General features: G+C 41.1%; 24 protein-coding genes and 1 pseudogene. 4 read left to right on the top strand and 21 right to left on the bottom strand.

What is annotated here, in order from left to right; translation table 11 throughout:
- Positions 1–10: 10 nt before the first annotated feature.
- From prfB to HMPREF8578_RS07730, 15 genes are all read right to left on the bottom strand, one after another.
- Positions 11–1,106, bottom strand: a protein-coding gene (gene prfB / locus HMPREF8578_RS07800) for a peptide chain release factor 2 (RefSeq protein WP_096753628.1) whose coding sequence is annotated in 2 segments (ribosomal slippage) — positions 11–1,033 and positions 1,035–1,106 — 1,095 coding nt in all. Because the reading frame shifts where the segments join, the coding sequence is not laid out codon by codon here.
- A 110-nt stretch (positions 1,107–1,216) separates the two neighbouring features.
- Positions 1,217–1,873, bottom strand: a complete 657-nt coding sequence (locus HMPREF8578_RS07795; RefSeq protein WP_000268648.1) for a CBS domain-containing protein — start codon at positions 1,871–1,873, stop codon at positions 1,217–1,219.
- Positions 1,874–2,025: 152 nt separating this feature from the next.
- Positions 2,026–3,453, bottom strand: a complete 1,428-nt coding sequence (locus HMPREF8578_RS07790) for a cytosine permease (RefSeq protein WP_000041471.1) — start codon at positions 3,451–3,453, stop codon at positions 2,026–2,028.
- A gap of 1 nt (position 3,454) precedes the next feature.
- On the bottom strand, positions 3,455–3,640 hold the full coding sequence (locus HMPREF8578_RS07785; protein WP_000859104.1) for a hypothetical protein: 186 nt from the start codon (positions 3,638–3,640) through the stop codon (positions 3,455–3,457).
- Between the two features lies 1 nt (position 3,641).
- A complete protein-coding gene (locus HMPREF8578_RS07780; RefSeq protein ID WP_000255707.1) occupies positions 3,642–5,420 on the bottom strand; it encodes a phosphotransferase in 1,779 nt (592 codons plus the stop codon).
- A 404-nt stretch (positions 5,421–5,824) separates the two neighbouring features.
- The gene (locus HMPREF8578_RS07775) at positions 5,825–6,535 is read right to left on the bottom strand and encodes an ABC transporter ATP-binding protein (RefSeq protein WP_000062207.1); all 711 of its coding nucleotides are present in this window, start codon (positions 6,533–6,535) and stop codon (positions 5,825–5,827) included.
- Positions 6,535–7,299, bottom strand: coding sequence for an ABC transporter ATP-binding protein (locus HMPREF8578_RS07770; RefSeq protein ID WP_001186014.1), 765 nt, complete (start codon positions 7,297–7,299; stop codon positions 6,535–6,537). Before HMPREF8578_RS07770 ends, HMPREF8578_RS07775 begins: the two co-directional genes overlap by 1 nt.
- Positions 7,299–8,255, bottom strand: coding sequence for a branched-chain amino acid ABC transporter permease (locus HMPREF8578_RS07765; protein ID WP_000856266.1), 957 nt, complete (start codon positions 8,253–8,255; stop codon positions 7,299–7,301). Before HMPREF8578_RS07765 ends, HMPREF8578_RS07770 begins: the two co-directional genes overlap by 1 nt.
- Before the next feature lie 3 nt (positions 8,256–8,258).
- On the bottom strand, positions 8,259–9,128 hold the full coding sequence (locus HMPREF8578_RS07760; protein WP_000941413.1) for a branched-chain amino acid ABC transporter permease: 870 nt from the start codon (positions 9,126–9,128) through the stop codon (positions 8,259–8,261).
- Positions 9,129–9,247: 119 nt separating this feature from the next.
- Positions 9,248–10,408, bottom strand: a complete 1,161-nt coding sequence (locus HMPREF8578_RS07755; protein ID WP_000726125.1) for an ABC transporter substrate-binding protein — start codon at positions 10,406–10,408, stop codon at positions 9,248–9,250.
- 88 nt (positions 10,409–10,496) lie between these two features.
- Positions 10,497–10,766 (bottom strand): YlbG family protein, encoded by a 270-nt coding sequence (locus HMPREF8578_RS07750; protein ID WP_000462112.1) that lies wholly within the window; start codon positions 10,764–10,766, stop codon positions 10,497–10,499.
- 78 nt (positions 10,767–10,844) lie between these two features.
- A complete protein-coding gene (clpP, locus tag HMPREF8578_RS07745; RefSeq protein ID WP_000613467.1) occupies positions 10,845–11,435 on the bottom strand; it encodes an ATP-dependent Clp protease proteolytic subunit ClpP in 591 nt (196 codons plus the stop codon).
- 173 nt (positions 11,436–11,608) lie between these two features.
- On the bottom strand, positions 11,609–12,238 hold the full coding sequence (upp, locus tag HMPREF8578_RS07740) for a uracil phosphoribosyltransferase (protein ID WP_000515974.1): 630 nt from the start codon (positions 12,236–12,238) through the stop codon (positions 11,609–11,611).
- Between the two features lie 88 nt (positions 12,239–12,326).
- Positions 12,327–12,794 carry a deoxycytidylate deaminase gene (locus tag HMPREF8578_RS07735; RefSeq protein ID WP_000136990.1) on the bottom strand — a complete coding sequence of 156 codons (468 nt, stop codon included), beginning with the start codon at positions 12,792–12,794 and terminating at the stop codon, positions 12,327–12,329.
- Positions 12,795–12,812: 18 nt separating this feature from the next.
- Positions 12,813–13,370, bottom strand: coding sequence for a TetR/AcrR family transcriptional regulator (locus HMPREF8578_RS07730; RefSeq protein WP_000003901.1), 558 nt, complete (start codon positions 13,368–13,370; stop codon positions 12,813–12,815).
- Between the two features lie 124 nt (positions 13,371–13,494).
- Between HMPREF8578_RS07730 and HMPREF8578_RS07725 the strand changes: the two genes are divergently transcribed.
- The 3 genes from HMPREF8578_RS07725 to HMPREF8578_RS07715 are packed head-to-tail and all read left to right on the top strand — an operon-like array spanning position 13,495 to position 16,048.
- Positions 13,495–14,340 carry a DegV family protein gene (locus tag HMPREF8578_RS07725; protein ID WP_000219961.1) on the top strand — a complete coding sequence of 282 codons (846 nt, stop codon included), beginning with the start codon at positions 13,495–13,497 and terminating at the stop codon, positions 14,338–14,340.
- A 57-nt stretch (positions 14,341–14,397) separates the two neighbouring features.
- Positions 14,398–15,573, top strand: coding sequence for a BaiN/RdsA family NAD(P)/FAD-dependent oxidoreductase (locus tag HMPREF8578_RS07720; RefSeq protein ID WP_000680064.1), 1,176 nt, complete (start codon positions 14,398–14,400; stop codon positions 15,571–15,573).
- A gap of 19 nt (positions 15,574–15,592) precedes the next feature.
- Complete coding sequence (locus tag HMPREF8578_RS07715) at positions 15,593–16,048, top strand: 8-oxo-dGTP diphosphatase (RefSeq protein ID WP_002893114.1); 456 nt, start codon at positions 15,593–15,595, stop codon at positions 16,046–16,048.
- Positions 16,049–16,076: 28 nt separating this feature from the next.
- Here the strand turns inward: HMPREF8578_RS07715 and HMPREF8578_RS07710 are convergent, their stop codons facing one another.
- Positions 16,077–16,817 carry a MerR family transcriptional regulator gene (locus tag HMPREF8578_RS07710; RefSeq protein WP_000274789.1) on the bottom strand — a complete coding sequence of 247 codons (741 nt, stop codon included), beginning with the start codon at positions 16,815–16,817 and terminating at the stop codon, positions 16,077–16,079.
- A gap of 252 nt (positions 16,818–17,069) precedes the next feature.
- Here HMPREF8578_RS07710 and HMPREF8578_RS07705 point away from each other — a divergent pair, with 252 nt between their 5' ends.
- The gene (locus tag HMPREF8578_RS07705; RefSeq protein WP_025168828.1) at positions 17,070–18,410 is read left to right on the top strand and encodes a sodium-dependent transporter; all 1,341 of its coding nucleotides are present in this window, start codon (positions 17,070–17,072) and stop codon (positions 18,408–18,410) included.
- A gap of 37 nt (positions 18,411–18,447) precedes the next feature.
- On the opposite strand, the gene manA is transcribed toward HMPREF8578_RS07705, so the two are convergent.
- The 5 genes and pseudogenes from manA to spxB all read right to left on the bottom strand — a co-directional run bounded on the left by manA (position 18,448) and on the right by spxB (position 23,793).
- Positions 18,448–19,392, bottom strand: coding sequence for a mannose-6-phosphate isomerase, class I (gene manA, locus HMPREF8578_RS07700; protein WP_001294291.1), 945 nt, complete (start codon positions 19,390–19,392; stop codon positions 18,448–18,450).
- A gap of 119 nt (positions 19,393–19,511) precedes the next feature.
- Entirely contained in the window at positions 19,512–20,951 is a 1,440-nt protein-coding gene (locus HMPREF8578_RS07695) for a 6-phospho-beta-glucosidase (protein WP_000136074.1), read from the bottom strand.
- A 131-nt stretch (positions 20,952–21,082) separates the two neighbouring features.
- Positions 21,083–21,343: pseudogene (locus tag HMPREF8578_RS07690) on the bottom strand (SemiSWEET family transporter).
- A 217-nt stretch (positions 21,344–21,560) separates the two neighbouring features.
- Positions 21,561–21,908: a VOC family protein gene (locus HMPREF8578_RS07685; protein ID WP_001052637.1), complete on the bottom strand. Its 348-nt coding sequence runs from the start codon at positions 21,906–21,908 to the stop codon at positions 21,561–21,563.
- Between the two features lie 109 nt (positions 21,909–22,017).
- The gene (gene spxB, locus HMPREF8578_RS07680; protein ID WP_000191826.1) at positions 22,018–23,793 is read right to left on the bottom strand and encodes a pyruvate oxidase; all 1,776 of its coding nucleotides are present in this window, start codon (positions 23,791–23,793) and stop codon (positions 22,018–22,020) included.
- Positions 23,794–23,971 lie beyond the last annotated feature (178 nt).

Genomic DNA, 23,971 nt, shown 5'->3' with positions numbered 1-23,971 from the left:
CCTTTCTATCTTAGCTGATTCGCCACTTGAGATAGGCATCGATAAAACCATCAAGGTCCCCATCCATTACCTTATCTACCTGAGCAACTTCAAAGCTTGTACGGTGATCTTTTACCATAGTATAAGGCGTGAAAACATAAGAACGGATTTGACTTCCCCATGTGATTTCTTTTTTCTCACCTTTAAGGGAATCAACTTCCGCAGCTTTCTTTTCTTGCTCCATTTGATAGAGCTTAGCCTGCAACATCTTCATGGCACGATCTCTATTTCCATACTGGGTACGATCGACCGTTGATTGGACGACAGTTCCCGTAGGAATGTGTGTCAAACGCACACCTGTTGAAACCTTATTGACGTTTTGTCCACCAGCGCCACCTGAACGGAAGGTATCCATTTTGATATCATCTTCACGAATCTCCACTTCGATGGTATCATCCAACTCAGGCATAACCTCTACGGATGTAAATGAAGTATGGCGACGTTTGGCAGAGTCAAATGGCGAAATACGGACCAAACGGTGAACACCCATTTCTGATTTAAGTAGGCCATAAGCATTGGGTCCTTCAAAAGACAAGGTAACAGACTTGATACCTGCTTCATCACCAGCCTGGTAATCCAAGACTTCTACTTTAAAGCCTTTGGCATTTCCATAACGAGTATACATACGAAGCAACATATCGCCCCAGTCCTGTGCCTCAGTACCACCAGATCCTGGATGGATTTCTAAGATTGCATTATTATGGTCATAAGGTTCTGACAAGAGAAGGGTCATCTCGTAGCTGGTCATCATCTTATCCAGTTCTGTCAACTGTTCGACCAGTTCATCATGGACTGACTCGTCTTCTGCTAAAAAGTCCAATAAAATCTCAACTTCATCCTGCAACTCTTCCATTTTACGGAAGGTGTTGTAGGTGTTTTTTAATTCATTTAATTCTTGCGACGTTTTTTGGGCCGCGATATTATCGTTCCAAAAATCAGGTTCTGTCATCTTGTTTTCCAAGATGGCAATCTCTTCCTCTAAGCCTTCGAGGTCAAAGAGACCCCCTAAAAGAAGCTAATTTTTCACGATTTGCGTCAATTTTTTGACGAATTTCTGAAATGTCCATAGATACTCCTTTTCATATCGTTTTATTATACCATAATCTCTCATTTCTTTCCATATTTTGCTTTTCACCGCTTTTGATGACAGAAGAAAAGAGGCTCTAAAGCCTCTTGTTTAAAGGACTTTGGCAGAGGTATGAGTGATCTCCTCCACTTGAATTCCTTCTTTTTCAAACTTATCCTTTAATGCAGTCAAATCGATTTTTCCATCAATTTGAACTTCGATAACAACCTTGCCATCCTTACGTGGAATGTTAACAGTATGGGAAATATTTAAATCCTCTTCTACAATTAGAGTTACAATTTTTCCCAGTACTCCGACTTCATTTTCTGTAATGAAACGAACACGAATCCCCTCTTCTCCGTATCCAGCGATTTCCAAGAAAGCCTGAAAAACATCGCGGTCTGTAATGACGCCGTAGACCTGATGATTGTCTACGACTGGTAATATCCCAATTTTATTTTTCAGCATCAGGTAGGTCGCATCTTCTAGACTAGCATAGCCAGAAACCGTCACGACATCTCGAATCATTACATCTTTTACTTTGGTTTTATTCAGAAGATAATTCATCTCATAGATAGAGAGACTGGTTGCTTTAGATGGGCTGGCTTCCGCAATGGTTCCTTCTGTTACCAATCCGACTAATTGATCGTTTTCGATAACAGGTAAACGGTGCAAACCTTGCTCGCGCATCAAATCTGCTGCGTGTGCTACAGTCGTATCTGGACTGATATAAACTACCTTACGGGTCATGAAATCTTTAACTGCCATGAGACTCCTCCTTCTATATTGCTACTTTTATTATACACTTTCTTAGAAAATCTATCAAACGCTTTCATCTCTTTTTCAAGATTTTGAATAATCTGAGAAGTTTGCATAAAATACCAGTGTAAGTTAAAAGGGAACCGAAGTCCCCTCTCTTCTTAAATCGTAACAGTGTCTCGATCTTTTATCATATAACGTTTCAGTGGGCTCAGACTGGCTAGCCAATATAGTAGACCGCCAAATAGCGCAGTAAATCCGCTACCAGTTGTGATTAAAAAGATTGGACTTTGAATCTGTGCAGTTACAGGGTTGTAAACAAATAGTACCGCTACCAATAAAGAGATAAATACGCAAGACAAGCCAACTAAGTTAAATCCTTTAGTAAATTCGTATGCGTCATGCCCTTCAAGGAAATAGGCTGAACGCAAGTCGAGTTTTCGTTTTCTTAAGATAAAATAGTCGACAACAATCATACCAATAATTGGCCCCTGAATATAGGCAGCTAGGGAGATGAAGGATCCGAAATACTCTTCTACTCCTCCCCAGATAGTGAGTAGACTCACGTAAACCATGGCAATCCAAACCATTAGTTTATAGCTTACTTTGGGCATCCCACTTTTTACAATCATACAGTTCACGTATGATCCTGTCCCCTGGGTTCCAATATTAGCAAAGGCTACTAGTAGTAGACTTAAGAGAGCAAAGGCTGGGGTGCTTAGAGTTGATAGCATGGTTGTTGGATCACTTTCATACACGCCTGTTTTGACAAACATGGCTAGAGCCATGACTCCACCTGTCGCAACGAAGAATGGAGCCACAACTCCGTATGATAAGGCTGTAGCCCAATAACCACTGCGTTCTGATTTTGCTAAACGTGGTAACACCAATGCCTGTGTAGACCAAGAGAAAGCAAAGGCAACATTTCCTTCTCCAGAGAGCATGAAGCGTTCTAATGGCGTTAAATCTCCTTGAGTGGCAGGCTGGATATTCATAATATCCGTTATAGGAACGGCGACAAAGCAGATTCCAACGATGATAAGACCGACAATCAACAAGGCGATAACCAAAAAGCGATTGGTCCATTTAATCACTTCTGGGCCTCCAAGAGCAATGAGAGTCCCAAGCAGTACACAGAGGGTACCAAGAATAGGCGCCCATACTCCCTTGTCCAAACCAAGACCAAAGTTATTTGCCAAATGGATCATGGAACTAGCAAAAAGATTGGCCGCAACAGCATACCATCCAAAGTTAGCCAAGCTAATAATGGTTGATAACAGGGCTACACCTCTTTTTCCTAGAACGGCTCTCAACCAAATCCACAAATCAATTCCATACTTAACCGCAAACAAAATAGGGAGACATTCAATAAAGACCCAGATAATGTTAAAGCTAAAAATATTTATCAACATTTGATTAAAGGTCAAATATTGAGCTACATAGGCTCCTTGGGTATAACACCAAGTAGCAATGGCAAAACCACTTGTCGATAGAAAGAGATCCCAGAAAGAATACTGACGATCCTTATTGGTCATGGGAACAATTCCGGTTATGGTTTCTTGTTGGATATAGTCATTCATTTTAGACATGTTATTGAATTCCTCCCGTCATTGCTAAGATAATCAAAACAAGGTTGATTAGGACTATGGAGATGATTAAAATGAAATCACTTTTTAGGAAGGGTTGAACAAACTCGTAGTTTGGTGACTCCATTTCTTCCAATCTTCTCTTTGTTTCAGTTGCTACTAATTCTTCAATTTCAGATGTCGTTTTCATCTTAGTTTTCCTCCAAATACAAATCAAGAGCTAGTTGTCCATATTGTTTGGTATAGCGATACCAGATGTAGAGAAATTCACCAACTGGTTTTCCGACACTCTCCTGGAACAAAGCCCATAAGAACCAATAATATGAGGTCACTGCTACATAAGCCAAATAGTGACGTTTGGTTTTCTTATCTGGTACTTCTTGCAAATACAATTCCAGTACTTTTTCAGCATCCTCTACGGTATAATTGGAACACGCGATAAAGGTGCCCAAATCTCCTGCTGGCTCTCCCATTCCAGAATATTCCCAATCAATCAAGCTCATTTCACCTGCTTCATTCAACAAGAAATTAGGACTATAGGAATCTCCATGACAAAGGACAACCTGTTTCGGATCATTCTGTAAATAGTTTTTGAGAAGTGAAACAGTTTTATCCAAGTCCTCGAGGCCATCAAACTCAAATCGATTTCTAGCCTTCAATTTTTCTCTAAAATCATCAATTCCCTCAAATTGGTCAAAGGAATGTTCCGTTTTTTCTCCAGATTGGTGTAACCGTCTCAAGAGGTCCATTGCTTGTGCCACATCATCCCAATTATCATAATCCAGTTGCTTAGCATTGGGAATAAATTCTGAAATTTTCCAGCCCTCATCTTTGTTCATAGCTACAAAGGTACGGTCAATCTTTAATTTTGCAGCAATTTCCATAGAAGCTGCTTCACTAGCTCGGTCGATATAATTTTCTGTTCCCCTACCCGGATGACGGTAAACATATCTTTTCCCTAGACAGTCAAATGAAAATGATGTGTTGGTTAATCCATCTTTTAGTGGTTTGATATTGACAATATCTGAAGCCACACACTTTAATGTCTTACAGATATTATCAATAATGGCCGAATCTGCATTTACCAAATAACGTTCATCAAATTGACGTAGTTCATCTAGTGAATCAAATTCTTTAACAATATCCGCTGAATAGTGGCGCGCTTCTAAAAGGAGTTCCTTGACATGGCGACTATAGTAATCCTCCCAAAGCTGTTCACGATAAGGTTCATGCTTAAACTCGGTTTCTAAAATTTCCTTGAATTTCTCGCTGAATGCACGGTCAAAATAAACGTGCCCCACCATAGCCCAAGTATTTTCTCCACCAATCTGGATATCAACGATGGTGTGATTCGAATCCTCTGTAACACAATATTCGTCAGTTTGACCTTCTGCAAATATCGTCGAGTAGTAACCTCTATAAATATATTGCTCAAAAGGATTTTCCACAAAATAATTATCCGATGAACAAATATACGTGTTGGAAAGTTGATTTTTAACCAACATAAGAGACGAACAGTTATTATATTTGTAGTAATCATTATTTACTACAATTTTTACACCAAACTTCTCTGCAAGATAGAACATTTTTTCTTGAAGATAGCCTACAATAACGGTTATATCTTCTATTCCTGCTTCTTGCAGTTGTCTGATTTCCCTCTCAATCAAGCGTTCACCCTTGACTTGAAGCAATCCTTTGGGAATCTCATAAGACAAAGGAGCAAAACGGCTACTCATGCCAGCAGCCATTATAATGGCATTTTTTACTCGATAGGGTTCTAAAACTTTCTGACCTAGTTCAGTTAAGTGAAGCTCCTCATCAACCCACTTCTCTTCTTTCAGTTTTTTCAATAATGCGTTGATTGTTCCTAAAGATAGATCTAACTCTTCAGCTAACTGTCTCTGAGTAAATGTCTTTTCTTTATGTATCAACATAAAACGCAAAAGTTTAAATTGTTTTTCTGTTACCATTCTCAGTCCTCCTGTTCAATTTTTTCTTACTCATATTATAATATGAACAAAAATGACTGTCAATTCAAATAGGGAAACAATTAGTAAAAATTAAGGCCTTCTTCTCTTTCCTCAAAAACATATAAATAAAAGAGCTCCTTATTCTGGAGCCCTGAAATATTTTATATTTTTGATAAGTAGTCGTATTAGGTGTCGCTTGGCTGCAATCCTTATCTGCCGACTAAAAAGGTCCCCCAGACCAGAGGAGAATTGCTTGCGCAATCCTTATCTGCCGACTAAAACAATCCACTGGAACTGATGATTGCTACGCAATCTCTATCCGCCAACTAAAAAGGTCCCCCGGACTATAGAGAGATTGCGTTCGCAATCTCCATCCACAACCTAAACTAGTCTCCCAGACTAGTTTAGCCACCTAGATATGCTTTTCTGACTTCATCTGATGCTGCGAGTTCTTTTCCTGTTCCTGATAGGACGATCTTGCCTGTTTCAAGTACATAACCTCGGTCAGAGATAGCAAGGGCCTTGTTAGCGTTCTGTTCAATTAGGAGAACCGTTGTTCCTTGCTTCTGAATATCTTGAATGATATCAAAAATTTCTTGGATAAAGATTGGGGCAAGTCCCATTGACGGCTCATCCAAGAGAAGGAGCTTAGGTGTAGACATGAGAGCGCGTCCCATAGCCAGCATCTGCTGTTCACCACCTGAAAGAGTTGCCGCATCTTGGTTTTTGCGTTCTTCCAGACGAGGGAAACGTGAAAAGACTTTTTTCAAGTTGGCTTGATTTTCTTCACGATTTTTCTTTAAAAAGGCTCCCATTTCCAAGTTTTCCATAACAGTCAAGCCTGGGAAAACATGGCGTCCCTCAGGAACTTGTGAAAGGCCACCTGCCACGATTTTTTGAGCTGGCAACTTTTGAATTTCTTTTCCTAAAAACTGAATTTTACCAGCACTTGGACGAACCAAACCTGAAAGGGTACGAAGAATGGTTGTTTTACCAGCACCATTGGCACCGATAAGTGACACAACTTCACCTTCATTAACCTCGAAACTTACATCACGAACTGCTTGGATCATACCGTAATGCACAGAGAGGTTTTCAACTTTTAACATAGACATTAGGCTTCACCTCCTAGATAAGCTTCGATAACGCGTTTGTTGTTCTTGATCTCATCCGGAGTCCCATGAGCAATCAACCGACCATATTCAAGAACATAGATACGCTCAGTGACTTCCATAACCAAATTCATGTCATGTTCGATAAGCATGATGGTAATTTTAAATTCATCTTTGATACGACGGATCAATTCTGTCAATTCAGCTGTTTCTTGTGGATTCATACCAGCTGCAGGTTCGTCCAAAAAGAGGATTTTAGGTTCAGTTGCCAGAGCACGAACGATTTCTAATCGACGTTGTTGACCATAGGCCAGATTCTTCGCAAGAGTATCTGCGTCACCATCCAAATCAAAAATCTTCAGCAAGTCCAAAGCTTTGCTTTTTAATTCTTCCTCGTTCTTATAAAAAGCTGGTAAACGTAGAAAACTTGCAAGGACATGTTGTTTATGATGATTACTAAATGCAATCAAAACATTTTCCAAAACTGTCAAGTCCTTGAACAAACGAATATTTTGGAAAGTACGGCTGAGTCCAAGTGAAGCAATCTTATAGGGAGTTTTCCCATTGAGGAGGTGACCATCTAATGTCACAGTACCTTCGCTTGGTTCATAAACACCAGTCAAGAGATTGAAAAGGGTTGTTTTACCAGCCCCGTTCGGTCCAATCAGACCAACCAATTCTCCCTCGTTCAATTCAAGAGTGACATCTCCAACAGCTGTTAGACCGCCAAAATGTTTGGTTAATTGTTTAACTTCAAGTAGTGCCATTAGTTTTGTCCCTCCTTCTTCGATTTTTTAAAGAAACGTGATAGACTCAATTCCCATGTCCCAAGAAGCCCACCTGGTCTGAAGATCATCACCAATACAAGAGCCAAAGCGTAGATGATCATACGTACGCTAGCTACATCTTGAAGGAGCATATTTAAAATTCCTAAAACAATCGCTGAAACGATGGTACCAGTAATAGATCCAAGTCCACCAAAGACAACAATAATCAACACGTTGATGGAATTAATAAAAGTGTAATCTTTTGGGACAACAGAACCGATAAAACCGGCCTGAAGTGAACCAGCAATACTTGCTGTAATGGCACCAAAGACAAAAGCGATAATCTTGATCTTTGTAGTGTTTACCCCAACGGACTCAGCAGCAATCTCATCCTCACGAACAGATAGAGTAGAGCGTCCGATTGGACTACGTAGGAAGTTGAGAGTTGCAATAGTTGTGACCACCACAAAAAGATAAACCATTTGCCAGTTGGTAAAGTTTGGAATACCCAAGATACCAGCGGCACCGTTGGTCAAACTTCCACCATTAATGATAAAGATACGAATGATTTCTGAAACACCTAGTGTCGCAACAGCCAGGTAGTCACCCTTCAAACGGAGTGTTGGAATCCCAACGAGCAAAGCAACTGCACCAGAAATCAAGGCGCCCAAGAGCATTGCTCCAAAGAAGGCACCATAGGTTGGTGATTTTGAACCAATAATCGCTGCTGCATAAGCCCCAATCGCCATAAAACCTGCATGACCAAGTGAGAATTGACCTGAAAAACCAACGATTAAGTTCAAACCTACTGCAAGGATGATATTAATCCCAATTTGTTCTAAAATTTGGACATGGAATAGATTGAGAACACCAGCAGAAACCAGTACACTAATCAATCCATAACCCGCTAACAGAAGGAATAACCAGAGAGTATTTACTTTAAGATTTGTCTTCATTGTTTACACCTTCTCTTTCACATTCTTACCAAGGATACCTGCAGGTCGAACAATCAGAATCAAAAGCAAGATTCCATATACGATAGCATCACGGAAATCAGACATACCGAAGGCAGTAGCAAATGTTTCCAACAAGCCAATTACAAATCCCCCTAGAGCTGCACCAGGAATAATCCCGATACCACCGAGTACGGCCGCAACGAATGATTTCAGACCTGGAGTCACACCCATCAAAGGTTCAAGAGAGTTGTAGTAAAGGGCAATGAGGACACCTGCTGCACCAGCAAGGGCTGAACCCAAAGCAAAGGTAAAACTGATTGTACGATTTACATTAATTCCCATCAATTGAGCTGCGTCACTATCAACTGATACCGCACGCATGGCTTTCCCCATTTTTGTTTTTTGGACAATCAATTGCAATAAAACCATCAAGAGTACAGAAACTGCTAAAATCATCAATTGAACATTTGTCAAGCTAATTGGTCCCAAGTCAAAGCGGACTGTTTCAATTGCTTGAGGGAAGGCACGAGTATTGGCGCCTACTAGATAAACCATTCCGTATTCCAGTAGGAAAGACACTCCGATGGCAGTAATCAATACAGCAATACGTGTAGAGTGTCGTAAAGGACGGTAGGCAAGAAACTCAATCACAACACCAAGTAGTGCGGTCCCTGCCATTGAAATAATTAAAGCTAAAAAGAAATCCATTTGGAAAGAATTAATCAAAAAGTAACCAATAAAGGCACCCATCATGTATATATCGCCATGGGCGAAGTTGATGAGTTTGATAATTCCATAAACCATGGTATAACCCAGAGCCAAAAGTGCATAAACACTACCCAGAATTAGACCATTCACAAGTTGTTGGAGCATAGCATTCACTCTTTTCTATCGTTATTTTTTAGAAAATTTCATTATTTTCACAAGTTCATAAACACCGAAACAGGGAGTGAGTCAAAGGCTCATTCCCCATTTCAATTACTATTCTAATGTTATGGTTTTACAACTTCTGCTTCTTCAACTTTACCATTGTTCATGGTCATCATGTAAGCAGTTTTCACTGTATTGTGGTCAGCATCAAAGCTTGTTTGACCAGTTACACCATCAAAATCTTTGGTTTTAGCAAGGTTGTCTTTGATCTCACCTGAGTTTTTAGCACCTTTTGCAGCATTTGCTACTAGGTAAACTGAGTCATAGGCCAAAGCTGAGAATGTTGAAGGCTCTTCGTTGTATTTAGCACGGTATGCTTCAAGGAAAGCTTTAGCTTTTGCAGAAACATCAACTGTTGTTGAGAATCCAGAGATGAAGTAAATGTTTGATGCTCTTTCAGCAGTTGCTTGTTGAACAAATTCTTCACCGTTAAATCCATCACCACCAATGATTGGCTTATCAATTCCCATACCACGAGCTTGGTTTACAATTTTACCAGCTTCTGTGTAGTAACCTGGAACAACGATAGCATCAAACTCTTTGTCTTTCATTTTAGTAAGGGCTGCTTGGAAGTCAGTATCACCTGCTACAAATGTTTCATCTGCTACAATCTCACCCTTGTAGGCTTCGCGGAAAGATTTAGCAATACCTTTAGCATAGTCACTAGCATTGTCAGTATAAAGAACAACCTTCTTAGCATTCAATTTGTTTGTTACATAGTTAGAGATAATCTTCCCTTGGAAGCTATCCTGGAATGTTCCGATAAATAGGTAATCTTGACCTTTAGTCAAACCGTCTTGAGTAGCACTTGGTGAAATCAATGGCACTCCAGCTTTAGTAGCGTTAGCTACAGCTGCAGCAGTTGCACCAGATGTCGCAGGTCCTACAATAGCTGCTACTTTTGATTGGGTAACAAGGTTTGTTGTAACAGAAGCTGCTTCAGCAGTTTCAGACTTGTTGTCTTTGTCTACAACTTCGATTTGTTTTCCATCAATTCCACCTGCAGCGTTGATTTCGTCTACAGCAAGTTGGGCACCTTTTTGTTCAGCTGCACCGTAAGCTGCCACAGCACCTGTCTCTTCAAAGTTAAAACCGATCTTAATCGTTTTTTCGTCCACTGGATTTCCAGTTGTGTTTGACGCTCCTGACTTGACCTCTCCACAGGCAGCAAGAAGAGCCACACTAGCAAGAGCCACAAAAGATAGGGCAAATTTTTTCTTCATTTTTAATCTCCTTATAGTTGTTTCAAAAATTGTATGTTAAGAATATACCGAATTATCAGAAAATTGTCAATGTATTTGTTTAACTTTTTTAAATGATAACGTTTTCTTCAGTCCGATAGAGATTCCCAACGAAGGGAGTTTCTAGCTCTTGAATATGGCAACGTCTAATTTTCTTGATATATCTTTCCTTACCTAATCTCTCAACTAAGTCATCTAGCTCCTCAGTTGGAACATAGAGCTGCAAGTAACGATGTTTTTTGGAATGGTAACAGATATCACCGTATTCCTGAAGTCTTTTTGCGTCTCGATTATAGTAGAGATAGATGATTAATCCTGATCGATTTGTTTTTTCAAACATGAGGAATCCTCTTTCTAAGAAATCTTCTCCTATTATATCAAAAAAAGCAAACTCCGTCGAGTTTGCTTTCTAGGTTGCTTAGCTTAACGAATTATTGGCCATGATTTCATCGATAAAGCCATATTCAAGTGTTTCTTGGGCACTCATCCAGTAATCACGTTCTGCATCTGCATGAATTTGCTCGACTGATTTACCAGAGTTATCTGCAAGGATTTGCTCCAAAGTCTTACGAGTTTTGAGCAAGTGCTCTGCAGCGATTGCCATATCTGTCTGTTGGGTACCACCACCTGTACCACCCATTGGTTGGTGAATCATATACTCTGCATTTGGAAGCATGAAACGTTTGCCTTTTGCACCACTTGATGCGATGACAGTACCCATGGATGCAGCCATCCCCATAACGATTGTTTGGACATCCGCTTTGATAAAGTTCATGGTATCAACGATTGCCAAACCAGCTGAAACAGAGCCTCCAGGTGTATTGACATAAAGGTAAATATCTTTTGTGCTGTCTTGGGCATCCAAGAAGAGCAACTGAGCAATAACGGAGTTGGCCATGTTGTCTTCAACTGGACCAGTTAGCATGATGATGCGGTCTTTCAGAAGACGAGAGTAAATGTCATAGGAACGTTCTCCACGGCTTGTTTGTTCAATAACTACAGGAATCATTCATTTCTCCTTTTAATGTTGAATTTTCTTAGTCTTACGACTCAATACAGGACTATTATATCTTTTTGGTCAAAAAAGGTCAAATTTTTGCTCTATTCTCTAAACAGAAACAAAAACTCAACCTCCTTTCAAGTTAAAAACGAACTTCTAGTTTCACTACTTACTTTGGGATTTTATTTAGTACCGAACAAGCGGTCTCCAGCATCTCCAAGACCTGGAACGATATAACCGTGTTCGTTCAAGCGTTCATCCAAGGCTGCTGTAAAGATTTCTACATCTGGGTGTGCTTCTTGAAGAGCTTTCACTCCCTCTGGAGCAGATACTAGGCAGACAAACTTGATATTTGAAGCGCCACGTTTTTTAAGCGAATCTACTGCCAAGATTGCTGAGCCACCTGTTGCCAACATTGGATCAACGACAAAGATTTGACGTTGGTCAATATCCTCAGGCAATTTCACCAAGTATTCAACTGGTTGAAGGGTTTCTTCATCACGATACATACCGATATGACCAACTTTAGCTGCTGGAACCAAGCTCAAGAGGCCATCTACCATCCCGATACCTGCACGCAAGATTGGGACAATCGCCAATTTTTTCCCAGCCAATTGTTTTTGAACGGTCTTTGTGATAGGTGTTTCGATTTCCACGTCTTCAAGTGGAAGATCACGAAGTACTTCATATCCCATCAACATTGCAATCTCATCTACTAGCTCACGAAAAGCTTTTGTAGATGTGTCTGTACGACGCAAGATTGACAATTTGTGTTGAATGAGTGGATGATTAATGACTTCAATTTTTCCCATTTTCTGAATTCCTTCTTTCAATTTATTCTTCTTATTATATCAAAAAACGGTTTAAAAAGCTTTCTAAACCATTTCTTTTTATTAATTTTTAAATCAAATCTGCCTCTTGAAGAGCTGTCTGAACAGTCTCTAATGGTAAATGGGTCAACTCGGTGCCTTTTTCATGATAAAGGTACTGGGCATAGTCATCCATTCGGTACTGGTTGATATAAACCACGCGCTTGCAACCAACTTGTAGCAGTTGTTTGGTGCAGTTCAGACACGGAAAATGGGTCACATAGGCTGTAAATCCTCTTGGAACCCCTCGTTCGGCTCCTTGCAAGATGGCATTAACCTCGGCGTGAAGGGTTCGAACACAGTGACCTTCAATGACCAGACATTCGTGGTCAATACAGTGCTCCGTTCCCGATACGGAACCATTATAGCCTGTTGAAATGACTTTATTGTCCTTAACGAGGACAGCTCCCACTTTGGCACGTTTGCAGGTCGAACGATTGGCAATCAGTAAAGCCTGGGCTGCAAAGTACTCATCCCAAGCCAGTCTTTTTTCTGTCATAATTCTTCTCCTTATCCTCTACTTTTTGAAAAATGGCAAGCGTAAATCTGCAATCTTTTCAGCCGGAACCTTCATGCCATCCTTGATCCATTTGAGCAGAACCGATACGATGGCAGAACTCCAAAAGGAATGGAGGTAGCTGCTAACGCCTTTTGATTTTCCGTGGTATTTTTCTAGAAATTCCTGCATGGCTTGGACAAAAATCTTTTCCAAATGGTAGTCCAGAGCAAGTTGGATAACCTTGGCTTCTTTCTTGGCTGCGCGGAAAAGGTGTACCCAGACTAGATAAAGGTCTGTTTTGACATCGTAGTGGCTCAACTGTTCCATAATGTTATGGACACTGCGTTTAAAGACACTTTCCAAAATCTCTTCTTTGGAGCCATAGTTACGATAGAAGGCAGCACGAGAGACGCCCGCTCGTTTGACCAGCTCCGAAATGCTGATCTTGGCCAAGTCTTTTTTCTCTAGAAGTTGCAAAAGAGCCGTCTCGATTGCTTCTCTAGTTAAAAAATTGGATTCTTGATTTGATTTTCTGAGATTTTCAAGAGATTTTTCAGATATTTTACGTTCAGACATAACAATTTCTTTCTACTTGTGACAACAGAGAGGTGGTACTTTTGTTTCAAGGGCTTTCATGATATAATTGTAAAAAAAGACAGAACCTTTGTCAATGTATAAGTGACAAAGATGGAGAATTTCTATGACTTGGAAAATTGTAGCTGACTCTGGTTGTGATTATCGTCGACTAGCAACTCCTGCTATTGATACGGAATTTGTTAGTGTTCCTTTAACCATTCAAGTAGCTGATCAGGTCTTTATCGATGATGCCAATCTTGACATTGACCACATGATGGAAACCATGTATGCGACTTCTGAGGCTTCAAAATCAGCTTGTCCTAGCCCTGATGATTACTTGCGAGCATTTGAAGGTGCTAAGCATATCTTTGTCGTTACTATCACTGGTACTCTTTCAGGTAGCCATAATAGTGCACAGCTCGCTAAAAATATCTACCTTGAAGAACACCCTGACACTCAGATTCATGTAATCGATACATTGTCTGCAGGTGGTGAGGTTGACTTGATTGTCGAGAAAATCAATAGCTTGATTGATCAAGGACTTTCTTATGAGGAAATTGTTGAAGCTATTACAGCCTACCAAGAAAAAACGAAGTTGCTTTTTGTCCTTGCTAAGGTCGATAACTTGGTCAAAAATGGCCGTTTGAGTAAGCTTATCGGTACAGTCGTTGGCCTCCTCAACATCCGTATGGTTGGGGAAGCAAGTGAAACTGGAACCTTAGAACTGCTACAAAAAGCGCGTGGACCAAAAAAATCCCTTCAATCAGCCTATGAAGAACTCATCAAAGCTGGCTACGCTGGTGGCCGTATCGTCATGGCTCATCGCAGCAATGAAAAATTCTGTCAGCAATTGTCAGAACGCTTGCTGGAATCCTTCCCACAAGCGGATATCAAAATCATCCCAACGTCTGGTCTCTGCAGTTTCTATGCAGAAGATGGCGGTTTGTTGATGGGATATGAAATCAACTAAGATTATGAGCAACAAGAGATGTCAAGCATCTCTTGTTTTTTGTGGTACAATAGAGCTATGAAACATTTTGATACTATTGTCATTGGTGGAGGACCTGCAGGTATGATGGCTACCATTTCCAGTAGCTTTTATGGTCAGAAAACTCTACTCATCGAAAAAAATCGAAAACTTGGGAAAAAATTAGCTGGAACGGGCGGTGGTCGTTGTAATGTGACCAACAATGGAACTTTAGATGACCTATTAGCTGGAATTCCTGGTAACGGGCGCTTTTTATACAGTGTATTTTCTCAGTTTGATAACCATGATATCATTAACTTTTTTACGGAAAATGGAGTCAAACTTAAGGTCGAGGACCACGGACGCGTCTTTCCTGCTAGTGATAAGTCTCGGACCATTATCGAGGCCTTGGAAAAGAAAATCACTGAACTCGGTGGTCAAGTTGCTACTCAAACAGAGATTGTTTCTGTTAAAAAGGTGGATGACCAGTTTGTCCTTAAGTCCGCAGACCAAAACTTCACTTGTGATAAACTCATTGTCACAACTGGCGGAAAATCCTATCCGTCTACTGGTTCTACTGGTTTTGGTCACGAGATTGCCCGTCATTTCAAACATACCATTACCGAGCTTGAAGCTGCTGAGAGCCCATTGTTGACTGATTTTCCACACAAAGCGCTTCAAGGGATTTCACTAGACGATGTGACCTTGAGCTATGGTAAGCATGTCATCACCCACGATTTGCTCTTTACCCACTTTGGTCTATCCGGTCCTGCTGCTCTGCGTATGTCCAGCTTTGTCAAGGGCGGGGAGGTTCTCTCGCTGGATGTCTTACCTCAACTTTCTGAAAAGGACTTGGCTGCATTTCTAGAAGATAATCGGGAAAAATCCTTGAAAAATGCTTTAAAAACTTTGCTTCCAGAACGCTTGGCAGAATTTTTGTCGCAAGGCTATCCTGAAAAAGTCAAACAACTGACTGAAAAGGAACGCGAACAACTTCTCCAGTCCATCAAGGCCCTCAGAATCCCTGTGACTGGCAAAATGTCTCTTGCCAAGTCATTTGTCACCAAAGGCGGTGTCAGTCTCAAGGAAATCAATCCCAAAACTCTGGAAAGTAAGCTCGTTCCTGGTCTCCACTTTGCTGGCGAAGTCATAGATATCAATGCCCACACGGGTGGCTTCAACATCACTTCTGCCCTCTGCACCGGCTGGGTGGCAGGAAGTCTGCATTATGATTAAAGATAAAAGGTTGTGAAAAATGAACAGAAAAGAAACAGTCGAATTTGTCAATATGTGTATGATTCAAAACGGAGACAAGGTTCTGGTTCAAGACCGAGTTAATCCCGACTGGCCTGGCATTACTTTTCCTGGTGGTCATGTTGAACGTGGCGAATCCTTTGTCGATGCTGTCATTCGTGAAGTGAAGGAAGAAACTGGTCTGACCATTTCCAAACCCCAACTCTGTGGGATAAAGGACTGGTATGACGAGAAGGATTACCGTTACGTCGTTCTATTTTACAAGACCGAACACTTTACTGGTGAACTCCAGTCTTCATACGAAGGGAAGGTTTGGTGGGAAGATTTTGACAATCTATCTCATCTAAAACTGGCCACCGATGATATGTCTGATATGCTTCGTGTTTTTTTGGAAGATGATCTCAGTGAATTCTTTTACTACAAAGACGGTGACGACTGGCTTTATGATTTAAAGTAAAAAATAGGCTAGGAAATTCCTAGCCTATTTATTCTGCATTTGTCTGAACGTAAGTTGCAATAACATCTGATGTATATTGAGCTGTTCCAGAACCAAACTTGTCAATGTTTTCCTTAAACTCTGGGTTGTAGACGTAGCCTTTACCGATATGACCGAAGACTTCAATAGAGCAGTCAAATCCATAAGTACGAATGGCTTGCAAGAGCTTAGCTGCTTGCTCTTGGTTTTCAGCTGCTGTTGCAGCTAGTCCATTTTTAAGATTATGAGCCAAAGCTTGAAAAACTTGGTTAAAGGCAGTCGTAGCCTCATCTTCGCGGCCTTTTTGGCGCTCGAGCGCTTCTCCCATGACTTCTTGTCCATATTTCTCTACCGCCTCTTGGTGGTATTTTTGATTGTCTTGATAGCTAAATCCAGTGAATTTTTCCTCAATGGTCATTTTTCTTTCTCCTTTTTGTTCTTGAATGGTTTTTTGCAAGGTGGAAATCAAGGTATCCAGATGTTGCCTTTCTCGAGTTAGATAGTCCAACTGTCTGGTCAAATGGGGCAATAAATCTGTCCTTTCTTCCTTTAACAGCTCTGCTATTTTTTCTAAAGAAAAACCTAGATATTTGTAGTACAGAATGACCTGAAGTCGTTCCAAATCCTCTTGACTGTAGGTTCGATAGCCGTTTTCCGACTTCAACGGAACCAAGAGTCCTATCTTATCGTAGTGGTGCAGGGTCTTGACAGAGACACCTGAAAGCTGCGCAGCTTCTTTTATATGGTACATGATTTCCTCCTTACAAGAAATAGTATAACCCCTCCCCTTAGGTCAGAGTCAAGCGTTTTTGAGAAAAATTTTTAACTTTTTGAGAAAGGTGTGAAAACTTGAAAATGGTTTTCTTGACAGACCTTTGAAAACATGATAGGATAGTCAAGTCTATCAATCAAACAGAAGGCTCATAAAGAGCCATTGAGAGAAGGCTATTTGACAACTCAAGTAGCCTTTTCTTATTTTGAAAAAGGAGATTGGAGTTTAACTATGTCAGAAAAATCGCAATGGGGCTCGAAACTAGGCTTTATCCTAGCATCTGCTGGTTCAGCCATCGGACTTGGAGCCGTTTGGAAATTTCCCTACATGACTGCTGCTAATGGAGGTGGAGGCTTTTTACTAGTCTTTCTCATTTCTACTATTTTAATCGGTTTCCCGCTCCTGCTGGCTGAGTTTGCCCTTGGCCGTAGTGCTGGCGTTTCCGCTATCAAAACCTTTGGAAAACTAGGCAAGAATAACAAGTACAACTTTATCGGTTGGATTGGTGCCTTTGCCCTCTTTATCCTCCTCTCCTTTTACAGTGTCATCGGAGGATGGATTCTAGTCTATCTAGGTATTGAGTTTGGAAAATTGTTCCAACTTGGTGGAACGGGTGATTATGCTCAGTTATTTACTTCAATCATTTCAAATCCAGCCATTGCACTAGGAGCTCAAGCTGCCTTTATCTTATTGAATATCTTTATTGTATCACGTGGGGTCCAAAAAGGGATCGAAAGAGCTTCGAAAGTCATGATGCCCCTGCTCTTTATCATCTTTGTCGTGATCATTGGGCGCTCTCTCAGCTTGCCAAATGCCATGGAAGGGGTTCTTTACTTCCTAAAACCAGACTTTTCAAAACTGACCAGTGCTGGTCTCCTCTATGCTCTGGGACAATCTTTCTTTGCCCTCTCACTAGGGGTGACAGCCATGCTGACCTATGCGTCCTACTTGGACAAAAAAACTAATCTGGTCCAATCAGGGATTTCCATTGTAGCCATGAACATCTCGGTATCCATCATGGCAGGTCTAGCCATTTTCCCAGCCATGTCAGCCTTCAATATCCAGTCTGAAGGGGGACCCAGCCTCCTTTTCATCGTCTTGCCTCAACTCTTTGACAAGATGCCCTTTGGAACCATTTTCTACATCCTTTTCCTCTTGCTCTTCCTTTTTGCGACAGTCACTTCTTCTGTCGTGATGCTGGAGATCAATGTGGGCAATATCACCAACCAGGATAACAGCAAACGTGCCAAATGGAGTGCCATTTTAGGAATCTTGACCTTCGTCTTTGGAATTCCTTCTGCTCTATCCTATGGAGTTATAGCGGATGTTCACATTTTTGGAAAGACTTTCTTTGATGCTATGGACTTCTTGGTTTCCAATCTCCTCATGCCATTTGGAGCTCTCTGCCTTTCACTCTTTACAGGCTACATCTTCAAAAAGGCCCTTGCCCAGGAAGAACTCCATCTTGATGAAAAAGCATGGAAACAGGGACTTTTCCAAGTCTGGCTCTTCCTTCTTCGTTTTATCATTCCTATCATCATCATTGTGGTTTTTATCGCCCAATTTATGTAATCAAAAAGGACTTGAGTAATGAACTCAGGCCCTTTTTTTATGGATGACTGACAATCAATTCTAAACCTTGTCCTTCCAGAGTCCAAGCTTCAACATCACTTGGTAGGATAAAGTGGCTGCCTTTTTGGATTGGATAGTTTTTTCCGTCAACAGTAAGCTGACCTTGACCAGCCAAGACGCTAAACAAGCTATAGTCAGCTGTCTTTTCAAAGTCAACTTTCCCAGTAACTTCCCACTTGTAAACGGCAAAGAATTCATTGGATACAAGTAGAGTTGAGCGTAAATCATCAGCTTTGATAGTTACAGGACGGCTATTTGCGGGTTCACCAATGTTCAAGACATCGATGGATTTTTCAAGGTGAAGTTCACGCAGGTTGCCCTTGTCATCCTTGCGGTCAAAGTCATAGACGCGATAGGTGGTATCACTAGACTGCTGGGTTTCAAGAATCAAGATACCTGCGCCAATAGCGTGCATAGTTCCACTTGGTACATAGAAGAAATCTCCAGCCTTGACAGGCACTTTTGTCAGCAAGGCATCCCAGTTCTTGTCCTCAATTTGCTGACGGAGTTCTTCTTTTGACTTGGCATTGTGGCCATAGATAATCTCTGATCCCTCATCCGCTGCAATGATATACCAGCACTCTGTTTTTCCAAGTTCTCCTTCATGCTCGAGTCCATAGGCATCGTCTGGATGAACTTGGACACTGAGCCAGTCGTTGGCATCGAGAATTTTGGTCAACAGTGGAAATACAGGCTCTGGACGATTGCCAAACAATTCACGGTGTTCCGCATACAAAGTAGCAAGGTCTATTCCTTCAAAGCGACCATTAGCAACCTTTGAAACCCCATTTGGGTGGGCTGAAATAGCCCAGTATTCTCCGATTTTTTCACTTGGAATGTCATAGCCAAACTCATCACGTAGCTTGGTTCCACCCCAGATTTTTTCTTGCATAACTGATTGTAAAAATAATGGTTCTGACATCTTATTCTCCTGTCTGTTTTTCTCACCTCATTATAGCAAAAAGCCAGGTCTAATTGAACTCTTTTTCACACATTATAAAGTAGGGAGAAGATTTTATAAAAATAGTGAACAAATATGCTCTACTTAATACTTGCACCATTGCTGGCAATGACATTCTTGTACCAGTAGAAGGATTTCTTCTTGCTCCGTTTGAGACTTCCTTGACCTGCATTATCACGATCCACATAGATAAAGCCATATCGCTTGTTCATTTCGCCTGTTCCAGCTGAAACCAGATCTATACAACCCCAAGTCGTATAACCAAGCAATTCAACGCCATCTTGGTAAATAGCATCTCGCATAGCCTTGATGTGGGCTTCTAGATAAGCAATCCGATAGTCATCCGCTACATAGCCATTTTCATCTGGCGTATCCATAGCGCCGAGTCCATTTTCTACGATGAACATGGGTTTTTGATAACGATCCCAGATGGCATTGAGGGTGATACGAAGCCCCAGTGGGTCAATCTGCCAACCCCATTCAGAGGATTTCAGATAGGGATTTTTGATAGAGGCAAAGACATTTCCAGCTGTCAGATTCCTCACTTCTGGATCACCTGAAGCCACTCGACTCGCATAATAAGAGAAGGAAACAAAATCAACAGTGTGATTCTTTAACAAGTCCAAATCTTCTGTCGTCAGTTCAATTTCTATCTCCTCACGCTCCCACTGCTTCTTGGCATAGTTTGGGTATTCCCCACGCGCTTGAACATCAATGAAAAAGTAACTCTTACGGTCTTCTTCCATGGCTGCCCAGTAGTCTCTCGGATGGGCAGTGTTCGGATAATATTGCCCTGCTGCCAACATACATCCCACCTTGTTTTCTGGGTCAATTTCGTGGGCAATTTTAGTCGCCATAGCCGAGGCTACCAGCTCATGGTGAGCTGCTTGGTATTTGACTTGCTCTTGATTTTCCCCCTCTTCAAAACAAATCCCGGCTCCTAAAAAGGGGGCATGCAAAATCATATTGATTTCGTTGAAGGTTAGCCAGTACTTGACCAAGCCCTTGTAACGGGCAAAGAGGGTACGACAGAGATTTGCGTAAAAGTCCAACATGCGACGGTTGCGCCAACCACCGTACTCCCTAATTAAGTGCATGGGGCAATCGAAATGCGTGATGGTCACCAGTGGCTCAATTCCATACTTGTGACATTCCTTAAACAAATCCTCATAAAAGGCTAGACCAGCTTCATTTGGCTCTGCTTCGTCACCTTGAGGAAAAATCCGAGTCCAAGCAATGGAAAGTCGATAGGTTTTAAATCCCATTTCTGCAAAAAGCGCAATATCTTCCTTGTAATGATGGTACATATCAATGCCTTCCTTTGCTGGGTAAAAATAGCCCTCCTCAAACGAAAACATCTTTTTCTGACCTGTAATAATGGCCTCACGGTCTGGACCAATCGGTACCACATCCACATTAGCAAGACCACGACCGTCCTGATTATAAGCACCCTCACATTGATTAGCCGCCGTTGCACCACCCCAGAGAAATCCTTCTGGAAATTGTAGTATTTCTGTCATCACTTTACCTCGATTGATTTATTACTTCTATTATACTAAAAAGAAGGCAAAAAGTTTTGAACTCTCTGGATAATGATAGCACTAAACTTACTTTTATATATACGAAAAAAAGACTGAAACCAGTCTTCTTTTTAAATCAAAGCTGTGATAGCCGTTACCAGACCAAAAACGATACCTGGCGCATTAGCAGCCGCAAGGGGAATATCTCTTTCTTTCTTGAAAAGACCTTAATAAACCCATAGACTACAGTTGATGGCTGCGACTAAGGGTTGGATGAAGTTGCCTTTTTGACCAGCCAAGTTGTTCATGATTTGTGGGAAGTAAGAGACATACATCATAACAGACATAAAGGTCGCTACCCAACCCAAAATTTTCATTTGTTTTTCAGACATTTTCAAAACCTCTTTCATTTTTATGAATCATATTTTATAATCTTTTTTCAAAACAATCAAGACTTTGTAGCTTTTGTTATGAAGATGTAAACTATCACAATCTTGTGATAAGAAAGAGGAAACAGAAAAAGACCGGATTGCTCCGATCTTTTAATAATTCACATTCTCAATTTCTGTTTTAAAAATAGCTAAGGTTAACGTCAAATGACTACGCGCCCTATTTCATACGATAAAAATCAATCACTAGACCAGCAGGGCCTTTAACTAGTAGCGATTCCGTTCCCCAATCAGTTACAGCTGGGCCGTTTAAAACTGTGATACCAAGATCTTTCAACCGTTGGTAGTTCTGCTCTACATCCTCAACCTCTATGTGAAGAATGATGCCTGACTGAAAGTTTTCCAAAGGAATCAAATGATTTTGAGACAACATGAGACAATGACTGCCAATCGTGAACTGTGCAAAACTGTCGTCAACATAATCGGCTTTTTTATCCAAAATACGCTCCAAGTCAGCACAGACTTGAGGAACATCTGAAACGATGATATCTAATTGATTTAAATTCATTTACTATCCTCCAGAAAAAGACCGGATTGCTCCGATCTTTTCAAGTTAGACTCTTGAAAATCAAAGAATAAAATCTACAAAGTTTACATTTGATTTTCGACGAGAGGAATTATTTGATTGCGCGTGATTGCAATCCTTCTTCTTCCAAGAAGAGGCGGAATGGTACGAGTTCTTCTGCTTCGTATTTTTCCTTGAAGGCTTTGATTGCTTCTTCTGAGTGTTGTTTTGGATCCAATTCAAGTACTTCTACTGGAAGTGGACGATGTTGAGAGATGCGAGCATCGATCACAACAGTTTTACCTTCTTTATTGAGTTTCACAGCTTCTGCAACAACTGCGTCGATGTCTTCGATACGATCAACTGTAAATCCTACAGCACCTTGCGCTTCAGCGATTTTCGCGTAGTCCGCGTTAGGGAAGTCACAACCAAACAAGTGTTTGTTTGTGTCTTCGTATTTGTCCTTGATGAAGGCATATTTACCATTTGAGAAGACAACGTTGATAACTGGAAGGTCGTATTGAACGTTTGTGATAACGTCTGGGTAGCACATGTTGAATGCACCGTCACCCATGATGTTCCATACTTGGCGATCTGGATTGTCTTTCTTAGCAGCGATACCACCAGGAAGGGCAATACCCATTGTCGCAAAGAGTGGAGATGTACGCCACATGTTCTTAGGTGTCATGTGAAGGTGACGAGTAGATGTTTGAGTAGTGTCACCTACGTCGATTGAGTAGATAGCGTCTTGATCAGCATGTTTGTTGATTGCATTGTAAACTTGGTACAATTGCAATTCACCCTCAGTTTTACCTTCGAGTTTGTTCATGTAATCACGCCAGTTTTGGTTGTTCTTAACGTTTGCACGCCACCATGGAGTAGATTCAACTGGGTTCACTTTGTCAAGGATAGCTTTCGCTGCTTGACCTGCGTCACCAAGGATTGAAGCGTCAAGGGCATGACGTTTACCAAGTTTGTAAGGGTCGATATCCACTTGGATGAATTTTTCAGTGTTCTTGAAGGCTTCGTAAACTTCAGCAAATGGGAAGTTTGAACCAAGGAAAAGAACTGTGTCTGCTTCAAAGACAACTTCGTTGGCTGGTTTCCAACCAACACGGTAAGCAGAACCTGTCAAACCTTCATAGTTCCATTCAAAGGCTTCAAAGTTTTTACCAGTTGTGATGATTGGTGCTTTAATTTTACGTGACAATTCAGTAATCACTTCACCAGCTTTAACACCACCGTAACCAGCGTAGATAACTGGGCGTTCAGCATTGTTCAAGATTTCAACAGCTTTGTCGACTTCAACTTCGTTCAAGGCAGGAGCGATGAATGAACGTTCGTACGAACCTGAACCGTAGTATGAGTTTTCATCGATTTCTTGGAAACCGAAGTTTACTGGAATTTCAACAACAGCTGGACCTTTTTTAGAAACTGCAGCACGGCAAGCTTCGTCAATTACTTTTGGTAATTGCTCAGCGTATGCTACACGTTTGTTGTAGACAGCGATACCGTTGTACATTGGGTTTTGGTTCAATTCTTGGAAGGCATCCATGTTGAGTTCGTTAACAGGACGTGATCCAAGGATAGCAAGGAATGGAGTGTTATCCATAGCTGCATCGTAAACACCGTTAATCAAGTGAGTCGCACCTGGACCACCTGAACCAACTGCAACCCCGATTGAGCCGCCGAATTTAGCTTGCATAACCGCTGCAAGAGCACCTGTTTCTTCGTGGCGAACTTGCAAGAAGCGGATATCTTTGTCTTCAGCCAAAGCGTCCATCAATGAGCTGAGTGTTCCTGATGGGATACCGTAGATTGTGTCTACGCCCCATGTTTTCAATACGTTGAGCATTGCTGCTGATGCAGTAATTTTCCCTTGAGTCATAATGATAACTCTCCTTCAAATATTTTTAAAACTTGATAAATCCGTTTTCATATACTAATTGGAAACGTTTCAGCAAATTTTTACTCTACTACTTTACCACATTTGTTTTGGGTCTCCTAAGAATGTGCTCAGAAGTTTTTATTCTCTATTACAGTACAGTTTGAAAGCGTTTTTTAGA

Origin of the sequence: Streptococcus oralis ATCC 49296, assembly GCF_000185265.1 — a bacterium.
Taxonomy (GTDB): Bacteria; Bacillota; Bacilli; order Lactobacillales; family Streptococcaceae; genus Streptococcus; species Streptococcus oralis_BC.
Note: the sequence above shows the minus strand (reverse complement) of the source record. Positions and strands in the feature narration are given on the sequence as shown.

What these genes read in the sequence shown, in the direction of transcription:
- HMPREF8578_RS07795 (WP_000268648.1), bottom strand. Translation starts at nt 1,873, where the DNA reads ATGGCAGTTAAAGATTTCATGACCCGTAAGGTAGTTTATATCAGTCCA.
- HMPREF8578_RS07790 (WP_000041471.1), bottom strand. Translation starts at nt 3,453, where the DNA reads ATGTCTAAAATGAATGACTATATCCAACAAGAAACCATAACCGGAATT.
- HMPREF8578_RS07785 (WP_000859104.1), bottom strand. Translation starts at nt 3,640, where the DNA reads ATGAAAACGACATCTGAAATTGAAGAATTAGTAGCAACTGAAACAAAG.
- HMPREF8578_RS07780 (WP_000255707.1), bottom strand. Translation starts at nt 5,420, where the DNA reads ATGGTAACAGAAAAACAATTTAAACTTTTGCGTTTTATGTTGATACAT.
- HMPREF8578_RS07775 (WP_000062207.1), bottom strand. Translation starts at nt 6,535, where the DNA reads ATGTCTATGTTAAAAGTTGAAAACCTCTCTGTGCATTACGGTATGATC.
- HMPREF8578_RS07770 (WP_001186014.1), bottom strand. Translation starts at nt 7,299, where the DNA reads ATGGCACTACTTGAAGTTAAACAATTAACCAAACATTTTGGCGGTCTA.
- HMPREF8578_RS07765 (WP_000856266.1), bottom strand. Translation starts at nt 8,255, where the DNA reads ATGAAGACAAATCTTAAAGTAAATACTCTCTGGTTATTCCTTCTGTTA.
- HMPREF8578_RS07760 (WP_000941413.1), bottom strand. Translation starts at nt 9,128, where the DNA reads ATGCTCCAACAACTTGTGAATGGTCTAATTCTGGGTAGTGTTTATGCA.
- HMPREF8578_RS07755 (WP_000726125.1), bottom strand. Translation starts at nt 10,408, where the DNA reads ATGAAGAAAAAATTTGCCCTATCTTTTGTGGCTCTTGCTAGTGTGGCT.
- HMPREF8578_RS07750 (WP_000462112.1), bottom strand. Translation starts at nt 10,766, where the DNA reads ATGTTTGAAAAAACAAATCGATCAGGATTAATCATCTATCTCTACTAT.
- clpP (WP_000613467.1), bottom strand. Translation starts at nt 11,435, where the DNA reads ATGATTCCTGTAGTTATTGAACAAACAAGCCGTGGAGAACGTTCCTAT.
- upp (WP_000515974.1), bottom strand. Translation starts at nt 12,238, where the DNA reads ATGGGAAAAATTGAAGTCATTAATCATCCACTCATTCAACACAAATTG.
- HMPREF8578_RS07735 (WP_000136990.1), bottom strand. Translation starts at nt 12,794, where the DNA reads ATGACAGAAAAAAGACTGGCTTGGGATGAGTACTTTGCAGCCCAGGCT.
- HMPREF8578_RS07730 (WP_000003901.1), bottom strand. Translation starts at nt 13,370, where the DNA reads ATGTCTGAACGTAAAATATCTGAAAAATCTCTTGAAAATCTCAGAAAA.
- HMPREF8578_RS07725 (WP_000219961.1), top strand. Translation starts at nt 13,495, where the DNA reads ATGACTTGGAAAATTGTAGCTGACTCTGGTTGTGATTATCGTCGACTA.
- HMPREF8578_RS07720 (WP_000680064.1), top strand. Translation starts at nt 14,398, where the DNA reads ATGAAACATTTTGATACTATTGTCATTGGTGGAGGACCTGCAGGTATG.
- HMPREF8578_RS07715 (WP_002893114.1), top strand. Translation starts at nt 15,593, where the DNA reads ATGAACAGAAAAGAAACAGTCGAATTTGTCAATATGTGTATGATTCAA.
- HMPREF8578_RS07710 (WP_000274789.1), bottom strand. Translation starts at nt 16,817, where the DNA reads ATGTACCATATAAAAGAAGCTGCGCAGCTTTCAGGTGTCTCTGTCAAG.
- HMPREF8578_RS07705 (WP_025168828.1), top strand. Translation starts at nt 17,070, where the DNA reads ATGTCAGAAAAATCGCAATGGGGCTCGAAACTAGGCTTTATCCTAGCA.
- manA (WP_001294291.1), bottom strand. Translation starts at nt 19,392, where the DNA reads ATGTCAGAACCATTATTTTTACAATCAGTTATGCAAGAAAAAATCTGG.
- HMPREF8578_RS07695 (WP_000136074.1), bottom strand. Translation starts at nt 20,951, where the DNA reads ATGACAGAAATACTACAATTTCCAGAAGGATTTCTCTGGGGTGGTGCA.
- HMPREF8578_RS07685 (WP_001052637.1), bottom strand. Translation starts at nt 21,908, where the DNA reads ATGAATTTAAATCAATTAGATATCATCGTTTCAGATGTTCCTCAAGTC.
- spxB (WP_000191826.1), bottom strand. Translation starts at nt 23,793, where the DNA reads ATGACTCAAGGGAAAATTACTGCATCAGCAGCAATGCTCAACGTATTG.